This is a genomic window from Mucilaginibacter sp. P1_D10 (genome assembly GCF_056406215.1).
This window is the reverse complement of the sequence record NZ_JBFUAP010000012.1, coordinates 22564-41801: the sequence shown is the minus strand read 5'-3', so window position 1 is coordinate 41801 and position 19238 is coordinate 22564. Positions and strand designations below refer to the sequence as shown.

At 47.3% G+C, this 19238-nt stretch carries 9 protein-coding genes, 1 tRNA gene and 1 riboswitch; of the genes, 3 read left to right on the top strand and 7 right to left on the bottom strand.

Going from position 1 to position 19238, the window contains the following annotated elements; translation table 11 throughout:
• Positions 1-14 precede the first annotated feature (14 nt).
• The 4 genes from AC1DYT_RS18920 to AC1DYT_RS18905 are packed head-to-tail and all read right to left on the bottom strand — an operon-like array spanning position 15 to position 7668.
• On the bottom strand, positions 15-908 hold the full coding sequence (locus AC1DYT_RS18920) for a PKD domain-containing protein (RefSeq protein ID WP_477471092.1): 894 nt from the start codon (positions 906-908) through the stop codon (positions 15-17).
• 7 nt (positions 909-915) lie between these two features.
• On the bottom strand, positions 916-3000 hold the full coding sequence (locus AC1DYT_RS18915) for a hypothetical protein (protein WP_477471091.1): 2085 nt from the start codon (positions 2998-3000) through the stop codon (positions 916-918).
• 19 nt (positions 3001-3019) lie between these two features.
• On the bottom strand, positions 3020-4528 hold the full coding sequence (locus tag AC1DYT_RS18910) for a RagB/SusD family nutrient uptake outer membrane protein (RefSeq protein WP_477471090.1): 1509 nt from the start codon (positions 4526-4528) through the stop codon (positions 3020-3022).
• Positions 4529-4548: 20 nt separating this feature from the next.
• Positions 4549-7668, bottom strand: a complete 3120-nt coding sequence (locus AC1DYT_RS18905) for a SusC/RagA family TonB-linked outer membrane protein (RefSeq protein ID WP_477471089.1) — start codon at positions 7666-7668, stop codon at positions 4549-4551.
• A gap of 296 nt (positions 7669-7964) precedes the next feature.
• On the opposite strand from AC1DYT_RS18905, the gene AC1DYT_RS18900 reads away from it, so the two are divergent.
• Positions 7965-10907: a triple tyrosine motif-containing protein gene (locus AC1DYT_RS18900; protein WP_477471088.1), complete on the top strand. Its 2943-nt coding sequence runs from the start codon at positions 7965-7967 to the stop codon at positions 10905-10907.
• A 180-nt stretch (positions 10908-11087) separates the two neighbouring features.
• Here AC1DYT_RS18900 and AC1DYT_RS18895 read toward each other — a convergent pair whose 3' ends face one another.
• From AC1DYT_RS18895 to AC1DYT_RS18885, 3 genes are all read right to left on the bottom strand, one after another.
• Entirely contained in the window at positions 11088-12005 is a 918-nt protein-coding gene (locus tag AC1DYT_RS18895) for a PIG-L family deacetylase (protein WP_477471087.1), read from the bottom strand.
• 14 nt (positions 12006-12019) lie between these two features.
• Positions 12020-12091 (bottom strand) — tRNA-Cys (locus tag AC1DYT_RS18890).
• Between the two features lie 105 nt (positions 12092-12196).
• Positions 12197-13327 carry a cysteine desulfurase family protein gene (locus AC1DYT_RS18885; RefSeq protein ID WP_477471086.1) on the bottom strand — a complete coding sequence of 377 codons (1131 nt, stop codon included), beginning with the start codon at positions 13325-13327 and terminating at the stop codon, positions 12197-12199.
• Positions 13328-13405: 78 nt separating this feature from the next.
• A riboswitch (SAM riboswitch) is annotated at positions 13406-13507 on the bottom strand.
• 259 nt (positions 13508-13766) lie between these two features.
• Here AC1DYT_RS18885 and AC1DYT_RS18880 point away from each other — a divergent pair.
• Both AC1DYT_RS18880 and AC1DYT_RS18875 read left to right on the top strand, forming a co-directional pair.
• A complete protein-coding gene (locus tag AC1DYT_RS18880; RefSeq protein ID WP_477471085.1) occupies positions 13767-15275 on the top strand; it encodes a S10 family peptidase in 1509 nt (502 codons plus the stop codon).
• A gap of 754 nt (positions 15276-16029) precedes the next feature.
• The gene (locus AC1DYT_RS18875) at positions 16030-19233 is read left to right on the top strand and encodes a SusC/RagA family TonB-linked outer membrane protein (protein WP_477471084.1); all 3204 of its coding nucleotides are present in this window, start codon (positions 16030-16032) and stop codon (positions 19231-19233) included.
• Positions 19234-19238 lie beyond the last annotated feature (5 nt).

The following is a 19238-nucleotide window of genomic DNA, read 5'->3' as shown; positions in this document are numbered from 1 at the left end:
GTCTCATATGTTGGTTATTTAACTTTAAATTTCTGATACCATGCCAACCCATCGATACCGATGTTACGCAAGGTAATGGTGGTTGGGGTAATGGCCAGTATCTCGTAGGTATTGCCGCCGGTGCCAAAATTGATTAACCCGTTACCCGGAACTACGAATTGTATGCGGGTAGAGTTTGCGGTAGTAGAGCCAGAGGTTGCATTCATGAAGGTAAGCTTGCGTGGTGCCGCCAAATCGATAGTGTAGCAACCGTCGCCGCCTGATGCACCGTAGAACGCGGTTGCCGCCGCAATAGAGAACGACTGGCCTTTGTTGTTAACGGTTAGCGTTATGTTGCTGCCGTTTTTGGTAAAGGTCATCTCGTCGTCGTACAAACAAGGGTCGCGCTGGTTGGGGTCGGCACTGTAATAGTCAGACGCATAGGTGTTATTTGGTCCCACACCTACATGGCCCGGCGTTTCTTTGGCGGTAACCCATGTTTGCGAGCCGCCCTTCGTCAGATCCTGCATTATTTCTGAAGGAATTTCGAAGGCCACAAAAACGGTTATCTTTTTAGAAAGAGTAGACGTTACGCCCCCGGTACCGATTGCGCTAACAATAACGGTGTAATCGGTAGTGCCCGGGTTTGCGTACTTGTGCGTTACCTTGCCGGTTGGTACAATTTCCACATTGCCATCGCCATAATCTACCTTGTAAGAAACCGCGCTGGTTGCAGCAGCAGTGATACTAACATTGCCGGTACCGCCCCCGTTAGGGTTTGCTGCGTCCACGCCCTCAATTTGGGTGGTAAGCGTTACGTCGGTTGGAGTGAGGATTTTGCCGAAGGTGTATTCCGGCTTTTTGCAGCTTACCACGGCGATAACAGCCACAACAAAGGCTGCTGTTATGATTCTTATATTGATTTTCATTTGTTGTTTAGTTAAGGGTTATATCATCAAAATAGAAAGTGAAGTTGGCCGAGCCATCGCCCGACGTACCGTTGTCGAATATCAGCACCACTTTTTGATATGAGTTTGCCGTATTAATGGCGCTGTAATCAAACGTGAGCACTTCCCATTCGTTGGCTTTTGTAGTAGATACTTCTTTCTCGAAGCTGATACCGCCGTTGGTTAGGTTCTCCACTTTCAACAGCACTTTAGCACCAACCCTTGGCGACCATACCTTCATCGTGACAGTCTTCTTAGTCGAGAAATCGATAGGGTTATCCAGGGTGATGAAGCTACCGCCGTAAGTTGCGCCGGGATTTTTCACCATTTTGGCCACCTTGGTGCTGGTATTGATGCCGCCCGAAGCGGGGTTGTTTACCACGGTAACGTTGCCACCTTCAAAATCGGTAAAGGCGTAGGCCAGGGTAGACGATTGGAAATCGAGCGGGATACCTAATACCGATGCCGGCGCAGGTACTAACTTAAGATCGTCCCAATAGAACACCTTGCCCGAGCCGGCCACGCCAAAGTCGAAGAACACGGAGGCTTTATCGTAATTGGTGGTAGCATTAAAGGCCGGCGTACCTGCGGAGTTATTCAGGAAGTTGAACGTTAAGGTTTCCCATGCGTTGGCTACCGTGGTTACCACGTCGGTTTCAACAGATTTTGCGCCGTTGGTATGATCTTCCAGTTTTAATTTGATGGTTAAGCCCGCTGCGGGCGAATAAACACGTAGGCTCATCTGGGCAAAGGCGGCGGTGATAGGCACTTTGGTTGCAAAGCCTGCCGGTGTACCAATGGTAGTACCCGCCCAAACTTCGGCACCGCCCTGTTTGGTGGTCTTCTTAACTTTATTGGCTGCATTGCCGGGGTCAACGGCATCTACTGTGCTGTTGTTGCCAAAATCGGTAACGGTGTAATCGGTATTTGCTGCATCAAACGTTACCGGCAAACTTATTTGCTGTATAGGCACGCTCATTTGGAGGTCATCCATATAAAACACTTTGCCGCTGCCGCCGGTGCCGAAGTCGAAGAACATCGAGGCTTTATCGTAAGTAAATGCCGGGTTTATAGCCGGCGTGCCTGCCGAGTTGTTATTGAAATTGAATGTTAAAGTTTCCCATTGGTTGACTTTGGTAGTCAGTACATCTGTTTCGACAGAGTTTGCGCCGTTGGCATGGTCCTCTAATTTCAATTTTATAGTTAAGCCTGCGGCAGGAGAGTAAACCCTTGCTGTCATTTTTGAGTTAGCAGCAGTGATACCAACTTTGGTTGCAAAGCCGAGGCCTGTACCTAAAGTAGTACCTGCCCAAACTTCGGCACCTCCCGGTTTGGTAACTTTCAACACTTTATTGCCTGCGTCTGCAGGGTCGGCAACTACGCCGCTTTGGTTACCGCCAAAATCGCTCATCGTATAATCAAAGTTAGGGTCGTCGAAGCTTAGCGGCAGATCTATCTGTTTGCCAACCTTAATGGTTCGGGTAGCATTTGTAGTTGCCACGCCACCGCTCAGGGCCACTATGCGTACGGTGTATGTACCTGCAGCTTTGTAGGTATGCGCAGCAGGCTGGCCTTCTATAAAGGTGTCGAAAGGCTCGGGAACGGTGCCCGCTTCGTCACCATAATACACATGGAACATGGTTTCGTAATCGGCTTTCGCGTCAACGGTAACCGTAAGGCCGCTGGTGCTAATAGCCGGGGTAAGGTTCTCCGGCGCACGGAAAGATACCGTGAGTGGCTGGGTAAACTCCACCGTTTGGCCGCCAATATTGTGGCCAACCAACTTTACCTGGTAAACGCCTTCTGCATATTTATGGTCGATGGTTTTGCCTGCGGCAACCTTAACATAGGTGTCGCCGCCATCGCCAAAGTAAACGTCGTAGCTGGTTACGCCTTCGCCGTTTGGTATAATAGTTACCAGTCCGGTATTATCCTGCGTAATGTTGTAAAGCACGCTCAATTTGCCCGGGGCCGAGGCCTGGGTAACAAACGAGGTATCCAGATAATCCTTTTTACAGCCAGCTGCTGTGGCAAGTACCAGGGTTAATCCTAAATAATATTTTATTGCCTTCATAATTTGTAATAATTAAGGTTTAGTAGCCTGGGTTTTGTGTGATGCCTGTAATGGTTATCTCCGTTTGCGGGATAGGGAACACCTCGTGCTTGCCGGCAACGAAGCCCGAAAGCTTAGAGGCTGCCTGACCTGTACGCACCAGGTCGAAGAAGCGGTCGCCGTCCATAGCCAGTTCCAGCCTGCGCTCGTTCCATATAGCCAGTTTAAGTGCATCGCCGGTGGCGGTAACATCATGTGCAGTGTCTTTAAATGCGCGGCGGCGTACCTGGTTAAGGTAACCCAGCGCTTTAGTGTTATCGCCGCCGCTGCGGTTGATGGATTCGGCTGCCATCAGCAATACTTCGGGGTAACGCATCACGCGGAAGTTGTTAAGGTAGTTCAGCTCTATCTGGCCCGATGTTTCGCCTTTGCGTGGCAGGTATTTGCCGTTGTAAAGCCCGGTGTTGCGGTAAGGGGCTACCGAGTAAACGATATTGAACTCAGGGTGGGCGGCTTTATAAGCCTCAATATTGAATGCGGTAATATCTTTACGCTGATCGCCGGCAGCGTAGGCACTGGCCAGGTTCTGCGTAGGCAGGTTGGTGCTCCAGCCTGCTGCGTATGGCATGGCGCCGCTGCCGCTAAGGCCCCTTATACCGTTTTGCTGTACCGCATAGTTGCCCTGACCGCGGGTTGCGCCGCCCCAATTGTAATATGGCGAGCCGTTGGTGTATTGCACTTCGAAAACCGACTCGCTGCCATTTTCGCCCGCTGCCAGGTAGATGGATGGGAAATCGGCCACAAGCGTAAACGCGTTTGATGCGATAATGGGCTCCAGAACCGCATCAGCTTCGGCAAATTTATTCTCGTACAGGTAAACCTTACCCAATAAACCTTGTGCGGCATACTTGGTAATGCGGCCCTGCTGCGATTGCGTTGTTGGCAATGCAGCAATAGCTGCAAGCAGGTCCTTCTCTATCTGGGCGTAAACATCGGCTTTAGGCGAACGCGCAAGGCCCCGCGCTTCGGTAAGCGAAATGCGCTTATCCAGGAACATCGGCACATCGCCCCACATTTTTACCAAGGTAAAGTAGTAGTAGGCCCGCAGGAAATACACCTCGCCATACAAGGCATCCTTACCGGTAAAACTAATGGTTTGGCCTGCCGGGTTTTTATCCTTGTTCTGCACAATGTAGTTGGTGCGGTTAACGCCTTCGTATGCAACTTTGTACAAATCTTCCAGCGCGGAGTTTACCGGGGTGAGGGTAAAATCATCTATCTGCTGCAGTGCCAGTACGTCTGATGCGCTCTCGCCGCCCGCAACTGAGTTATCTGAGGCAATATCGCCAATAACTGTTACCTGGTTTAGCCATTGCACAGGTGTGTAGGCACTTACCACCATGCTGCGGTAATCGCTTTCCGATTTAAAGTAATCCAGATCGGTAGTTACGAAATCCTCATGCGGATTGTAATCGATAAATTTTTTACATGAACCCATCAGCGTTGCAACAACAGCCAGGCCCACCATCTTTATATATATCTTTTTCATTGTTTTCCTGTTTAAAGCCATTACAAATTAATATCAAGCCCTACTGCATAAATACGTGCCTGCGGATATGCGCCACGATCTATACCATTCTCCAGCAAGTTGCCGCCGCCCGATATCTCAGGGTCGAAACCGTTGTATTTGGTGATGGTGAATGCATTTTTTACCTGGGCATATATCCTTACAGATTTGAATACGTTTTTCAGCATCGCTTTGGAGAAGGTATAACCCAGCTGGATGTTCTTCACCTTTACGAACGAGCCATCCTCTACATATCGGTCTGATACGCGGATGTTGCTGTTAGGGTCGGTGAAAGAGTATCGTGGGTAACGTGCATCATTGGTGGTGCCTTCGCCGGTCCACCGGGCCAATACAGCGCGGTATTTGTTGCTGAAGTTAGCGTTACGCTCATAAGCGCGATAGATATCGTTGCCTATAGATGCATAAGTCAGTACGCTCATATCAAATCCTTTGTAAGCCATATTCAGGTTCCAGCCCAGGGTAAAGTTGGGGAAAGGGTCGCCTATTTTGGTTTGATCGGCTGCGTTAATTACGCCATCGTTATTGGTATCCATAAAGCGGATATCACCGGGCTGGGCACCTGACTGAGTAGGGGCTGATGCGATTTCTGCTGCGTTCTGGAATAGGCCCATGGTTTTATATCCGTAGAAATATGCCGGGGTTTGGCCTTTCTCAAACACGGTAACCGTTTGCGACTGCCCATTGAAGAAACCGCCGCCAAGGATACGGGCAGTACCATCTGAGTTGGTTGCCGTTACCATGTTTTTGATGGTAGTAACGTTGAACGTGTTGCTCAGCTTAAAGCCACCTATGTTTTCATTATAGGCAATGCTGATATCTAAACCGCTGCTTTTTGTTGAACCGATGTTATACGGCGGCACGGGTAAAGTACCATAAATGCCCGGTGCTGTTGGCGTGAACAGCAAGCCGCTTACCCTTTTTTGGTAATAGTCTGCAGAGATAGAAATCTTGTTGTGGAACATGGTCATATCGAAGCCGATGTTGCCTTGTTTTTGTTTTTCCCAGGCCAGGTCATCGTTGCGTGATGAGGCAAGAGTTGAACCGGTGTAGAACACGTTGCCATAGTTGTAACCGTTGCTGTTGGCAGTTGGGCCGTAGTCCGGGCCGCCGGTGGCAATTTTGTTGTACTGTGGTGATACGTTTTCGTTACCCGTAACACCATAGCTGCCGCGGATCTTCAAATAATCGATAAACGATGGTTTGAAGAATTCTTCGCTGGTAACTACCCAGCCTAAAGAGCCTGCGTAGAAATCGGCAAATTTGTTGTTTACGCCGAAGGCATACGAACCATCGCGGCGTGCCGAGAATGATGCCAGGTAACGGTTTTTATAATCGTAGTTTACACGACCGAAGTAGGAAAGGTTCCTGCGGAAATACTGGTAGTAACCGCCGGTTTGCGCATTTGGGTTATCGGCACTGTTGGTACCCGTAGCAGCAGAATAGTCGGCAAATTCCCATGAGTTGAAGGGTACATCCTGCCTGCCAACGTTCATGCCATTGCCGGTGATCTTCGCCATCGAAAAACCTAATACTGTTTCGAAATGGTGGTCTGTTGCTACGTTGAAGTTATAGTTGGCAAAATTCTCCCAGGTGTAATTGAAGTTGCTGTTTTTGCTTTGGTTTACGCTGTTGTGCCTGCCTGCAATCGGGTTGCCGCCAGCATCTAAACCGTTTTCAACATTCAGCGGGCCGAAAAATACAAGCGGCGTAAAGCCTTTCGATTTGTCGTCGTATTTAGTATAACCAAAACGGCTGTTTACTTTAAGCCCTTTGATAATATCGTATTGCAACTCAAACTTACCGTAGATTTTGCTCCCGGTGTTGGTGTTGTAGGTATTGTCCAACTGCGTAAGCGGGTTGGAGATTTCCGACAGCAGCAAATTGCTGTAACCATACTTGCTGGTTACGTTGGGGTCGGTATTGTAAACCGGTACGGTTGGGTCGAAGTTGAGGGCGTTACCGATAACGCTATTGAACGAGTTCTCGCCTACGCCTTTGTTATTGAGCAATACGCCGGTTGTGTTTACGATGAACTTCAGCTTCGATGTGAAATCGAAAGTAAGGTTGGCCGTAAAAGTACCTCGGTTAAAGTGCGATTTATCATAACCGCCTACTATACCGCCCTGGCTGAGGTAGCCTCCCGATAGGAAGTACGACATTTTATCGCTGCCGCCGCGTGCCGATATATTATGCGATTGCATAGGCGCGGTGTGGAAGATTTCTTGCTGCCAGTTGGTGCCGGTGCCTAGTATAGAAAGATCAGGGAAGATGACGTTGCCGCCTGATGCCACGCTACCTTCATTTACGATGGCACCGTATTCAGCAGCATTCAGCACCCCAATGCGACGCGAAACATCTTGTACGCCGTAGTTGCTGTTGATAGAGAATTCTGTCTTTTGGTTTTTGCGGCCCGATTTGGTAGTCACCACAATAACGCCATTGCCGCCCTTAAGGCCGTATATGGCTGTGGTTGCGGCATCTTTCAGTACATTGATAGATTCGATATCCGAAGGGTTGATGGAGTTAAGGTCATCCAGCGACTGGATGGAACCATCTACCACTACGGTAGGGTCGTTGCCCGAGAACGAGGGAATACCCCTTACCAGCACAGCTGGCTTTGCCCCTGGTGAGCCCGGCTGTATTACCGTAACACCCGATACCTGCCCTTGCAGCACCTCCTCGGTACGTACCGCGTTAAGCTTTTTGATATCTGAGGCTTTTACTACGGATATAGCCCCCGATATATTGGTTACCCTCTGCGTGCCGTAGCCTACTACCACTACTTCGTTCAAGGCCTGGGTGTTATCGTCCAAAACAAAGTTTTCTACGCCTGCGGCTGTTACGGTACGTTCTACAGAAACCATACCGATGAACGATACTACGATAACGCCTCCGTTTTGCGGAACGGTTAGCGTATAATTACCGTTTATATCTGTTACGGTGCCGATAGTTGTGCCTTTAATGGCAACAGATGCGCCGGGCACGCCTTGCCCGTCGGATTTTTGGGTTACTTTACCGGTTAAGCGGAGGGATTGTGCATAAGCCTCGCTAACAAAAAATAGCAAAGCTATAACCACAAGAAACTTGAGTTTAAATTGCATAAGGTTAAATGTTAGTTATGATTAATAGGTTGGGGGCCGTGCCCGTTGTTGGTTGTAAAAGTTTTCTCATAAAAGGATTTTAGGCGCATAAAAATGCACGCGGTTAATAGGTCATAGATGATGTTGTGCGTTTATAATTGGTTTATAGTAAGCGCCGGATGCGCTGGTTCACGGGGTCAAAAGTAGACTATGGATAAGCGTTAAAGAGAATAACGGACTACATCACTACTACAACAAGGCAAAAAAAAGCCATAAAAAAGCCGATATTAGGGCAACCATCAAACCAATGATAAACGATGTTTCTTGCCCGGCATAAGTTGCTGTATTTTAAATGCTTAACCGTAATTGTATTTGTTGCGCGGGCAAACTTTGCGCTGTCGCAGGCCTATATAGCGCAGCGCAAAACCATTAATTACGAAAAACGGCAGTACAATGGCGGTACGCAGAACTGGAAAATACGCCAGGATGCACAAGGCCGTATGTATTTTGCCAATAACGAGGGCGTATTGGTATTTGATGGCTCCAATTGGCAGCTTTTCCCCTTACCAAACCGTACCATCGTGCGCTCGCTAGAGTTTGGTGCAGATAAAAAATTATACGTAGGGGGACAGGACGAGATAGGCTATTTTTCTCCGGGCAAAAATGGCTCGCTGGTATTTACATCGCTCAAAGCACTCATCCCCAAAGCCGACCAGGTTTTTTCTGACCTGTGGGATATCGTTAGCATTAAGGATGATGTTTTTTTTCGATCTAACGATAAGATATTTAAATACAGCAAAGGCAAAATAACGGCTTATCATGCCCGCTCGTGGTTGTTTATGGGCTGCCATCAGGATAAACTACTGGCGCACGACGAGCAAAAAGGCTTGCTGCAATATGTCGATGGCAACTGGCAGCCCTTTATCGCCAAAAAGGATTTACCAAACGGGTTTTACATTACTTCTATATCCAAATACAGCACCTCGTTTAGCCTGGTTACCACAGCCAAGGATGGCGTTTTTATTTTGAGCGGTAACACGTTGCGAAGCTTTACACTTACAGGTGATGGAATAGATAATCATCAGCATTTCTCAGCTGCGTTGGCTCTGGACGATGGTACTTATCTGATAAGCACCTATTTAAACGGCGTTTACCAGGTTGACCGTACGGGCCAAGTAATAGAGAATATCGCCAAAAAAGAAGGACTTCAGAATATGTTCGTGCGCTACATGTTTGCAGACGCCAACCATAATGTTTGGCTGGGCCTGGACAACGGCATCGATTTTATTGCCTATAATAACGCTGTGAAGCACATCAGCCCCGCTATATTTAAGGATGGAGGAGGCTATGCTACGGCATTTTACCATAACCGGCTTTACTTTGCCCTATCAAACGGTATTTACCAGGTACCCGTAACCGATATGGGCGACTTGAGCTACGTAAAAAACAACTTCAAGATTGCCGCCGAAGGACAAACCTGGAATATTGCCGCTGTAGGCAGCCACCTTTTAGCCGGCCGCGACGACGGGCTGTTTGAAGTGGAAGATGGCAAAATTGTACCTATTTATAATGCCACGGGGTTTTGGATGTTCCAGCCGTTTGCAAACAGCCTTAAGCAGCCATTAATAGCGGCAGGTAATTATTACGGCGTACGATTGTTTGGGGATAGTGGCGCAAAACTTACCGACAAAGGTAACCTGGGTGCGTATTACGAATCGGCAAGGTTTTTGGAAGTTGACGAAGACAATATGATTTGGACATCGCACCCATATCGCGGTGTTTATTGCCTTAACCCCGAAACAAAAAAAGTTAAGAACTACAGCAAGGAGCAGGGGCTGCCATCTGCACTCAATAATTTTGTGTTTAAGGTAAAAGGCCGCGTTGTTGTGGCTACAGAAAAAGGTATTTATGCCTATGATGCCCGAGCGGACAAATTTGTGCCTTCGCAGCCTTTTAAGTCGATTTTTGGCACGCGGGGGATAAGGTATTTAAAGGAAGATAACCTGGGCAACATTTGGTTTGTAGAAGGAAAAAGCCTTGGCGTGGTAGATTATTCGGCAGCGCCAACCATTATCAATTTCCCGGAGCTGAACAACCGTATCCTAAGCGGGTTCGAGAACGTTTACCCCATCAACGCCGAAAATATATTCGTGGGCAGCGAGAACGGGTTTTACCATATCAACTATGCAAAGTATAAACAGAACATCCGGCCGCTAAAGGTTTACATCCGCAGCGTACGGTCGGGCTCGGGTACGGATAGTTTGTTGTTTGGCGGATATGGCAGCAATATAGGGGGTGATGATAAGCCATCGGCAAATGACGTGTTGGATCTGGGCTATGCATTCAACTCGCTGCATTTTGAATATTCATCGCCGGTTTTTGAGGAGCAATCTAATGTAGAATACAGCTATTTTTTGGAAGGTTTCGATAAGCAATGGTCAGATTGGTCTAAGCGGTCGGAAAAGGATTACACCAACCTACCCGCGGGCAATTACTTTTTTAAGGTGAAGGCCCGCAACCACCATAATAACGAATCGGCCGTTACTGTGTACGCATTCAATATCAATCCACCGTGGTATCAAACCATTTGGGCCTATGGCCTATATATTATTGCCATTGCGGGCGGGCTTTACCTGGCATACCAAAAGCAGGAACAGCGCCACATCATAAAACAACAAAAAGAATTGCTGTTGCAGCAGCAAAAAAACCAGGAAGAGCAACAGCAACTGGCCTACCAGCACCAACTGGAACTTGAACGATCGGAGAAAGAACTTGCCAACCTGAAGAACGAGAAACTGCAGGCCGAGGTGGAATTCAAAACCTCCGAACTGGCATCATCTGCCTTGAACCTGGTGCAGCAAAAGGAATTCCTGACAAAGGTGCGCGAAGAGTTGTTGCGCCTGCAAAAACAAGGAAAAGACACCGTGGAGGTGGCCGAAATCAAAAAGATACAGCGCATGCTTACCGAAGAAGATAAGCTTAACGAACAATGGGAGCAATTCTCTATCCATTTCGATAGGGTGCATGCGGGCTTTTTATCCTTGCTTAAGGATCGCTACAGCACCATCAACCAACAGGAACTGAAGCTTTGCGCCTACCTCATCATGAACTTATCGAGTAAGGAGATAGCCCAACTGATGGCCATATCCGTGCGCGGGGTAGAAGTGAGCCGCTATCGCCTGCGCAAAAAATTACAGATTCCTACCGAGATGAACCTCTTCGAATTCCTGTTCAACATCCAGCGGGAACTGATGAAATAGCGGGGTGCCATTCTTTTGAATCAGCAAAATAACCTGCTAAAATTTGCGTGTTTTTTGATCAATAGCGCGAAAAAAGGTACAAAGTTGCCATTACAGTGACGTGTTTTAGGCACTTGCGCAAATGCTTCAGCGCAATGGTTAACTCATTTTCCACGTTGTGTTTGGAGATGCCCACAAATGTCAATAGGTGGTTTTAGCCAAAGCCGGTGGCGGAGTTTTTAAGACTTCGAACAAGCCCCTGCACCAATCAAGGCCGGCTGGGGTATTCAGGCTAAAACTCCAAAACTCTTCCAGGTCGCCAACGTTCATCGTCATTTGGGTGTACCCCTGCGATTTATGTTCGGCAATTTCCCAGTTAGCAATTACCTTATAGTTCACCCGGTTCATGTAGCTGAAACATTGCGTGCGGTCGATAAAAAAGCTGGGGGTGTCGGCAGTTGTATGGCAGAGGGTGTATTTCCCATCGTTGCCGAAGCTTGGCACCCTACTGCCTTTATCGCGGGTAGCTACTGCCAATACTACCGGCCTGTTGTTGGCGGGGAGGCTATTAACAACTTCCAATGCCAGTAGGGTAGCAGCTTTATGCGCGCCGTGCGTTTGGGCCACGGGCAAAAGGGTAAGCACAATATCGTAACGATTTTTGTTTAGGACGGTAAGCAAGGCCTTTTTCACGTAGGGCACGTTCCAGCTGGTGTCTATTGGTTCCCGTTCGTTCAGGGTAAAATGTGCATCGGGCTGGTTGAGGAAATAGTAACGATGGACGCCAATAATGCGCCCTGCGTTTTTAAGTTCCTGTTTTCGGATGGCGGGCAGCTTTCGGCGGCCTACCTGCTCATTGGTAAGGCTTATATTATAATAAGCCTCGGCAAGGGTGGAGTATTTATAGCCCGCCTCGCCATTGGTGATAACCGCAATATCTACCAGGCCGTGGTGTTCTTTAGCTATTTTGTATAGGGTAACGGCCATTTCGCTCTCATCATCGGGGTGTGCAATCACCACCAGTACCCGTGCGGGCGTATCAGGCACGCAACCACGCGCAGTGGCCGCAGAGCATATAATAAGGACGGCCAACAAGATATATAAATAGCTTAATTTCATTTTTTAATTATGGGAGGTGTGAGGATGGGTTCGAACCATCGTAAGGAGTTTTGCAGGCTCCCGCCTAACCACTCGGCCACTCCACCTTGTTTTTGTTGTGTACTCGGAACAACCCGTATATGTTTTTGCCGTGCACCCTGTTCTTATCAATAAAAAACTGACAGGAAACGGGACTGGCCGGCTTTGCGCAATTATGCCGCAATCAGCTGATAAATAGCCGCAAGTTTACCGGCGGCATAATTTATCTCTTCCGGGGTGTTGAATTTGCTAAAAGAGAATCGGATGGTATCTCTACCCGCTTCAACGCCGAGCGCACGAAGCACGTGCGACGATGAGCCACTGCTGCAGGCACTCCCGCCCGATACAGATATGCCATACTCGTCCAAACATCGGAGCAGGTCGGGGTTTAACGATGGCACATTGATGCTGAGTACGGTATATAAGCTTTTATCCGCAATGGCCGAATTTCCGTTGAAATTTACGCCCCGCAGCGTTTCGGTAAGCCCGGCAATCAGCTGGTCTTTCAATTGCTGTATGTATTGCCGGTGCTCGTTTATATCGGCATAGGCCAGTTGCAATGCTTTGGTAAGGCCGATTATACCGGGGATGTTTTCTGTGCCTGCACGCAACGCTCTTTCCTGGCCGCCGCCGTGTAGTAATTTGGCCGGCCTTAGGCCCTGCCGACAATATAAAAAGCCTATACCTTTTGGCCCGTGGAATTTGTGGGCAGAGGCAGCCAGGAAATGAACTTTAAGCTTGCTTACATCGTGCCGGTAATGGCCTATGGTTTGCACCGTATCGGTATGGAAAAGCGCATCGTGTTTTTCGCAGATGTTGCCTATCTGTTCAATATCGTTAAGATTGCCAATTTCGTTGTTGGCGTGCATTACCGATACCAGGCTGCGCGGGTTGGTGCTTAGTAAATATGCTAAATGACTAAGATCCAGGTTTCCTTTTTCGTCATGAGCGATGAAGCTTACCGATATTTCGCCGGTTTTTTTGAGGTGCTCCAGCAAACTTAACACGGCATGATGCTCGAACCTTGTGGTAATTACATGCTTTACGCCGGCGTTGCGTACGGCCGTTAATATGGCAGTATTATCGGCTTCGGTGCCGCCCGATGTAAAAATGATTTCGTTTGGCGAAGCATTGAGCAAACCGGCAATGGTTTTTCGGCAGCTTTCGATAGCTTGTTTTGCTTCGCGACCGTGCTGATGATGCGATGATGGGTTGCCGAAATGATTGAGCAGATATGGCGTCATGGCTTCAAACACTTGTTTATCAAGTGGGGTGGTAGCGGCGTTGTCGAGGTAAACTTTCATGGTAATTTAATTAAATTTTGATTTAAACAGGCCAGAAAGCGAGGTGAGATTTACCGCTTAACAAGTTGAAAACTTGCACTCTTATCTTTCTCCTGTTTTGGCAGGAGTTGGAATTAGCACCTTAAATAATAGGTTGCCAAGACGTCATAGGGCCATTCCCTCGGTCTTTCTGGATAAGTTTAAAAGAACGTTTCGATGCAAATGTAAATAAATTCTATTAATCCCATAGAAATTATAGAAAAAATTTGAGAAAACGAAATTTACCATTACATTTGCAGCATCCGCAATTAGCGGTACTGTGTTTTATAATGATAACCCAAGGTTTAAATAATCAATTTTTAATGCGAATGCCCATGCCTCAGATGGGTATGTGCAGCTGTTGTTGCTAACCTCCCAAGCACAAACAAGCTCAGTTTATTAAAAATATTATTTGCCTCCCATGTTACCTTCTTCTTTTACTGTTACAATCAACCTGCGTTTTGTTGCCACTATTTTGCTGGCCGGCACTATTGCTTTACTTTCTACTTCCTGGTCTGAATTTGCCCACCGCCCGTCTGAAGATGTTGCGGCGGGGCCTGCGGCCTTTAGCACTGCGGTAACTTCGCATACCATAGCCTTAAATGGCAAAAAGCTGGCTTATAGGGCAAAGGCGGGATACCTGGGTATAGGTCATTCGAAAGGCCGTGCTGCGGCTAATGTTTTTTACGTGGCCTACAGCCTTGATAATAACGTTAGTGCTGCAAAACGCCCCATTACCTTTGTGTTTAACGGCGGGCCCGGTTCCTCTGCGCTATGGTTGCATATGGGTTCGTTTGGGCCGGTGCGCATTAACGGGCGCGGGAAGGTTGAAGGCAACAGCAATACCTGGCTTGGTTTTACCGACCTGGTATTTATAGATCCTGTTGGTACCGGCTACAGCCGTGCCACCGACGGTACCGATGCCCGCAAGTTTTATGGCTATAAAGAAGATGTCGGTTCTATCGCCGAATTCATACGCGCCTACCTGGCAGATAACGGCCGTGAAAACGATGCGGTTTTTTTGGCCGGAGAGAGCTACGGCGGCCTGCGAGCTGTGGGCCTGGCCGAAAGCCTGCAGGCCACCGGCGGGGTAAAGCTTGCCGGCATAACGCTTATTTCGCCCGCGCTTAATTACCAGTTGATTAGTTTTAAGGAGGGTAACGAGACACCCTATGCTTACTACCTGCCAACATATGCGGTTACAGCCCGCTATCATCACAAGTTAGATGCCCGCCTGGATAGCCTTACCGACGAGCAATTGATGAGCCGCGCAGCAGCCTTCGGGCAGGGTACTTACACTCGTTTTCTCCATTTGGGCGATGCCGCGCCACAGGCTTTAATAAACAAGGTTATAGATTCGCTGCATTATTTTACCGGCCTAAGCAGGGATTATTTGACGGAAGCGAACGGAAGGGTAACTGATGGCCAATTTACCGCCGAGCTTTTGGGTAGCGATAGCCAAACGATAGGCACTTTCGATGGCCGCGTAAAAGACACCCTACAACATGGCGACCCCAGCATTGCCGCTATACTTGCGCCGTTCACGCAGGGCTTTAAACAATATGTGCAACAGGTGCTTAAGTATGATAATGAATTGCCTTACCTGGCCACTACTGCAACCAGCGGTTGGAACTACGGGCAAGGAGCAAACAATTGCTACATTAATGCATCGGCCACTTTAAAAAAGATAATGACCCAAAACCCTGGCCTAAAAGTGCAGGTGGTAGGCGGGTATTACGATTTGGCTACACCTGTAGCCGCTACCCACTATGTATTGAACCATTTAGGCCTGGGGAAGCAAATACGCAAAAACCTCACCGTAAAATATTATAAAGCGGGCCATATGTTATATACAAGCGATACAGCTAATGCCGCTTTTAATGATGACAGCCGCACATTTTATGCCAGTGCGATTGCATCCGTGCGTTGATTTACTCCTGTCACCCAACCCGGGATAAGTGTTCAGGCTATCCGGCAAGTACTGAGGCCCCCTGTTAGCGATCAACGCCGCCTGCCTACCGGGTTCGTTGCAGCCTTGCGCCCGGGTCTCTTTGGTGCCCTAAATGCAAATTAACAGGGCTTTACCACAACCTTATTTAGCAGATATTTAAAAACTTCATCCAATTGCGTATTAATTGTTTTTTATACAATAATAATCTCTTGTTCTTGTATCGGCTGGTGCGCTAAGCCTCAATCAGCAAATTCGCGGCCCGTTACGCTCTTTAGTATTTGATTATTGAAACCCACAAAGGCAGCCAGTTAAGTGCCTAAATCGGGTTTGCCGCAATTTTCAAAAAAATCGTATTAGAATCTAATAGAATAGTAGTGATTTTACCCGCGGCAGTTGATTAAAATTGTTCAATTATAAATCGAGCGTTGCCCGCGTATATGTTTTGGGCAGCCATATTAACAAAATACTTTTTAGATAAAACGGCTTTTGGGTTGTCGGAAGATATCCTGGGCCTGCAGTCTCAACCATTTAGATTTTAACTAATTGGTTTGCTGCCTTCGCATGTTTAAAAAACATGCTGAAGCTTTTTTACGGTTAAAAAATTTTAAGTGTTAAATATACAATAATAAAAGCCTCTAAAAAAATCAATTATGGGATAGCAAAAGGAAAAGTAAAACCAAATGGCCAGTAAAAAAAATGCGCGGCATCGCAGAACAAAACCTAAAATAATTATATGGAAAAACTATACAAACAATTGCTTTATACTTTCAAACTACTGCCAATAATGGCACTAACAATGTTAAGTTCGGCCGCAATAGCGCAGAATGTACACGTTGAGGGAGTAATAAAAGATAAGGTAGGCCCCCTACCTGGCGCAACCGTAAAAGTAGATGGTAGTACTAACGGCAAAACAACAGATGTTAACGGCCGGTATAAATTAGATGTACCACCCAACAGTAAATTAACCATTACATCTGTTGGTTATCAAACCCAAAGCGTAAGCCTTAAAGATTATACCGTTTTAAGCAACGGCACCTACATCGTTGATATTGTTTTGGCAGAGAGCGAGAATAATTTGAACGAGGTGGCTATTGTTGCGTACGGCACACAGAAAAAGGCAAGCCTGGTGAGCTCAATCACCAGCGTGAGCACCAAGCAGCTTAAAGGCTCTACCAGTAACTTAACTACCATGCTTGCAGGTGTTGTGCCGGGTATGATATCTTACCAGCGAAGCGGCGAACCGGGTGCAGATAATGCCCAGTTCTTCATCCGTGGGGTGGGTACTTTTGGCGCAGGTAAGGTGGATCCTTTGATATTGATAGACGGTATCGAGTCATCCACTACCGACCTTGCCCGCTTGCAGCCTGATGATATTGCTGGTTTTTCGGTATTGAAAGATGCTACAGCATCATCATTGTACGGCGCGCGCGGTGCTAACGGCGTTATACTGGTAACTACAAAACGAGGCGACGCGGGTGCCGTTAAATTTAACGTGCGTGCAGAAAGCTCCACATCATCAAATATCAAGAACATTCAGCTGGCGGACAATATTACTTACATGACACTGGCCAACGAAGCGGTGCTTACCCGTAACCCGCTAGGTGTTTTACCTTATTCGCAAAATAAGATAGACCATACCGCTGCGGGCGACGATCCTTTATTGTACCCAAGCAACAACTGGTTAAAACAGTTGATAAAAACCAAAACCAATAACCAGCGGTACAATATGAATGCCAGCGGTGGTGGCGAAAAAGCTAAGTACTACCTGGCCATGACCTATAATATAGATAATGGCAACCTGGCCCAAAACAGCCTTAACAATTTCAGCAACAACATTAAGCTGCAATCGTACTCCATCTTATCAAACACAACTTTAAACCTAACCAAAAGTACCGAAGCAGTAGTAAGCTTAAAGGGCCAGTTTGATAGCTACAATGGGCCAAACGGCGGGGGCGGTTATACGTTTTTAAATGCATTGTGGAGCAACCCGGTTGCTTTCCCGGCAATTTATCCAAGTAGTTTATTACCTTATGTAGAGCACCCGCTTTTTGGTAATGCCATAATTCCGGGCGGCGCGCTGTACATGAACCCATACGCGAAATCGCTATCTGGCTTTCAAAGCTCGAATACCAGTACGCTGACGGCACAATTAAACCTAAGCCAAAAGCTCGATTTTATTACAGAAGGTTTATCTGCCAGGGCAATGGGTTACACCACCCGTTATTCGTACTTCACCGTATCGCGCCAGTATAGCCCATACTACTATCAATCAAACGTATCAAACGGCGAGTTCAGTGGTCTGAGTTTGCTTAACAATGGGCAAACAGGCAGCATTGGTGCTACGCCAACGGAGTACCTGACCTATAACCAAAACCCACAATTAAACGTTTCTAATTCTGTTACTTACGTAGAAACTGCTATTAACTATAACCGCACATTTGCCAAAAAGCATGCGGTAAGTGGCTTGCTTATTGGTACCATGCGCAACTATCTTACCGGCAACGCGCCAACGCTGCAGCTGTCGTTACCGTCGCGTAACCAGGGCGTATCGGGCAGGATGACTTACGGTTACGATAACCGCTACCTGTTTGAATTCAACTTTGGTTATAACGGCTCCGAGCGTTTTGCGGCCAACCACCGTTTTGGTTTCTTCCCCTCTGTAGGTGCGGGCTGGGTGGTTTCCAACGAGAAATTCTTTGAACCGTTGCTGTCTACAATTGATAACCTTAAATTCAGGTTTACTTACGGTTTAGTAGGTAACGACCAGATAGGCTCGGCTACAGACCGTTTCTTTTACCTCTCAGATGTTAACCTCAACAATGGCAGTATTGGCCAGTTTGGTACCAACTATACTTATAGCAGGCCAGGCGTAGTTACTTACCGTTACGAAAACCAGAATATTACCTGGGAGCAATCGCGTCAACTCAATATAGGTATGGATTTAACGGTAGCCAAAAACTTCAATCTTACGCTGGATGCTTATCAGCAAAACCGCGATAATATTTTATTGGTGCGCACCACCATCCCTACATCAATGGGTTTGCAAGCCAATATATCATCAAATGCGGGTAAATCATCAAGCAAGGGGATAGATGTGGCCATGGATTACAAGGTGAACTTTGGTTCGTCATTCTGGGTTCAATCGCGCGGTACGCTTACTTACGCAAAAAGCAAGCTGCTTAAAAACGAAGAGCCCGTTTATCCTGATAACCTGCAATACCTCACCAGGGTGGGCAACTCTTTAAGCCAGCTATATGGCCTTATTGCTGAGCGTTTGTTTATCGACGATAAGGATGTGGCCAACTCGCCTGTACAAGGCTTTGGAGATTACAAAGCGGGTGATATTAAATACCGCGACATGAACGGCGATGGTAAAATATCCAGCTCTGATGTGGTGCCTATTGGCTACCCACAGGTACCTGAGATTATTTATGGCTTTGGTTTTTCCGTAGGCTATAAAAACTTCGATATCAGCGCCTTCTTCCAGGGTTCTGCACGCTCATCGTTTTTTATCAACTCGGCTGATATTTCTCCCTTTTACCAGGTTAGTGGGTATCAGCCGTGGAACGGGCTGGATAGGGGTAACCAAAGCAGTTTGCTGAGCGCTATAGCAAATGACCATTGGTCTGAAGATAACCGTAACCCTTATGCTTTTTACCCGCGCTTAAGCACGCAGATACAGGGTAATAACACGCAGGCATCAACCTGGTGGTTGCGTAACGGTGCATTCGTGCGCCTTAAATCGGCAGAGATCGGGTACAACTTCAGCAAAAACGCACTTAAAAACATCCATTTAAGCAGCGCACGTATTTACGCAAACGGGCTAAACCTGGTATCGCTCAGCAGCTTTAAGCTTTGGGATCCGGAGATGGGTACATCCGGTTTAGGGTATCCTATTCAACGTGTGTTTAACTTAGGCTTAAGGGTAGAATTTTAAAAGCT